The sequence below is a fragment of the Halobacteriovorax sp. genome (assembly GCF_041587335.1).
GTDB lineage: Bacteria > Bdellovibrionota > Bacteriovoracia > Bacteriovoracales > Bacteriovoracaceae > Halobacteriovorax.
The window spans coordinates 1-2123 of record NZ_JBFGYP010000260.1 but is presented as its reverse complement, the minus strand read 5'-3'; the positions used below and the strand labels follow the sequence as shown (position 1 = coordinate 2123).

The window sequence follows — 2123 nt, the reverse complement described above, 5'->3', positions numbered from 1 at the left end:
TTAAATTGATGAGAAACTTCTAAGAAACTTTGTGCTTTAATTTTGTGAGACATATTAGCTTTCGCTCAAGGTAGAGTTTACCTTGTTAATGACTTCAGTTAGATCAAAAGGTTTTGAAATAATACCCGCTCCTCCCTTGCTCACTAACTCCTCCTCACTTAGAGCGATATCACCAGTGATTAAAAAGAATGGAGGTATTGTTTTATTACATTCATTTAATTCATTCAGTAATTCTAGTCCATTCATCTTTGGCATTTTTGAATCAGATAAGATTATATCAATATCTTCAGCAAGAAATAACTCTAGCGCCTCTGTCCCATTTCTTGCGGCCAAAACACTAAACCCTTCAAGTTCGAAGAAGTCGATGCAGATCTCTAAAAGATCTACTTCATCCTCAACGATTAATATAGTGTACTTAGAATTATCCATAACTCTATAATAAGGCCTAAATATTAATTTAATAGTGAAGATAAATTAATTCTATAAAGAAATATAGAAAATACGGTAAATTTAAAGGACTTAGGTACAAAAAAACCTCACAAAAGTGAGGTTTCTTATATTGCGTCTTTAAATTAAAATTATTCGATAATTTCTAATACAGATCTTTTCTTCAACTTAGTTGAAGCAGCATTAAGAATAGTTCTTAAGGCCCTAGCTGTACGCCCTTGTTTACCGATAACTTTACCTAAGTCAGTCTTATCAACTTTAAGCTCGATAACTGTAGTTTGTTCACCTACAATTTCGTTTACTTCTACCGAATCTGGCATGTCGACAAGTGATTTAGAAACGTAATGGATTAGATCTTTCAATTCGCTCATTTGTACTCTCGCTTTCTACAGGTATCCACTAGGAATACCTATTCCATTAACATTGTTTCGCCATAGGCGACTCCCTCTGCTTAGAGCTAACTAAGCAAGGGGAATAAAAAACTTAACCTACTTGGATTTTGTTTTTCTTTAGAAGAGTTCTAACTGTATCTGACAAAGTAGCTCCACTCTTAATAAGAGCAGTAATTCTTTCAGCTTTAATGTCGATAAGCTCTGAACCTTCGATATGTGGATTGTATTGACCTAGTCTTTCAAGAAATTTACCATCTCTTGGATTACGTGAGTCTGTGGCAACAATAGTATAAATTGGCATATGTACTCTACCACCGCGTTGCATTCTGATTGTTAGCATGTATAAACTCCTACAAAACTCTTTATTACACTTGTAAATAGGCTTTATTAATTAATTCATGACCAGCTAGATGTCAATGATTTAAGTAATTAATTATTATAAATCACCGCACTTAACACGGTTAATCAAAGACGTAAACTCATTGGAAATACTCTGAATTAGCCTTGGCTTAACTTCAGTTTGATTACCTACAAGTACAGAAGTCAGTTTAATTTGGCTTCTCAGCGTCTTATATCTCTTCTTATAAGCAGCCACGCACTTTCTATTGTCTGGGCTCTCAACAGCTAAACAAACAGCTCTAGTACCTGCAACTCTAGTCGATATCTCGGCTACTTGCATAGAGAACTCGTATTTATCAGCATAGCCACTGTTAAAGTCTTTAGAGGCGCTCACAAGATCCTTAAATGATTCATTATAGACATCTCTACACTCTGAATCAGATATAGCGTAAGCTGAACTTAAACTAAATAATAGAACTATAGATAAAATACTCTTTCTCATGGTGGCTCCTAATTTTATTTTTCTGAAATATAATAGAAAGGAGTATTTAAATCAATGCACCGAGTCATTTTTATATATTAAAAAAGGGAGAACCTAGTCTCCCGTAAGAATTAGAGTATCTCTTTTCTAAATTCAGATCTCAGCTCCATCCAAATCTTGTTATAAAACCATGCAGGAGGTGCATCACCCATAAAGTGATCCGGCCTTAAGATTAAATCCCCTGTAGATAGAAGAATTTCCATTACTTTTGGATTTTGCCTGGCCTTTGTTCTAAGAGTGTCTTTAATCAGCTCGTAATGAACACCTTTAGTATTAGTCCAAAACTTAATTCTCTTACCTTCAAAAGTAACCCAGTCAATTCCCATCTCTCTCATATTTGAGTTGGCGTAACCACCGGCTTTACGTGCTAAGAACCCAATCATTAGCTCAACTTCATTCCTAGA

4 protein-coding genes and 1 pseudogene are annotated in these 2123 nt (G+C 34.8%); all 5 read right to left on the bottom strand.

The features are described from left to right. Nucleotides 1-54: 54 nt before the first annotated feature. Complete coding sequence (locus ABX784_RS17165; RefSeq protein WP_372656286.1) at nucleotides 55-429, bottom strand: response regulator transcription factor; 375 nt, start codon at nucleotides 427-429, stop codon at nucleotides 55-57. 149 nt (nucleotides 430-578) lie between these two features. Next, nucleotides 579-818: a KH domain-containing protein gene (locus ABX784_RS17160; protein WP_290731821.1), complete on the bottom strand. Its 240-nt coding sequence runs from the start codon at nucleotides 816-818 to the stop codon at nucleotides 579-581. Between the two features lie 112 nt (nucleotides 819-930). After that, nucleotides 931-1179: a 30S ribosomal protein S16 gene (rpsP, locus tag ABX784_RS17155; protein ID WP_372656285.1), complete on the bottom strand. Its 249-nt coding sequence runs from the start codon at nucleotides 1177-1179 to the stop codon at nucleotides 931-933. Between the two features lie 96 nt (nucleotides 1180-1275). Continuing rightward, nucleotides 1276-1680: a hypothetical protein gene (locus tag ABX784_RS17150; RefSeq protein ID WP_372656284.1), complete on the bottom strand. Its 405-nt coding sequence runs from the start codon at nucleotides 1678-1680 to the stop codon at nucleotides 1276-1278. Between the two features lie 110 nt (nucleotides 1681-1790). After that, nucleotides 1791-2123 (bottom strand): annotated as a pseudogene (locus ABX784_RS17145) (hypothetical protein); the annotation flags it as partial.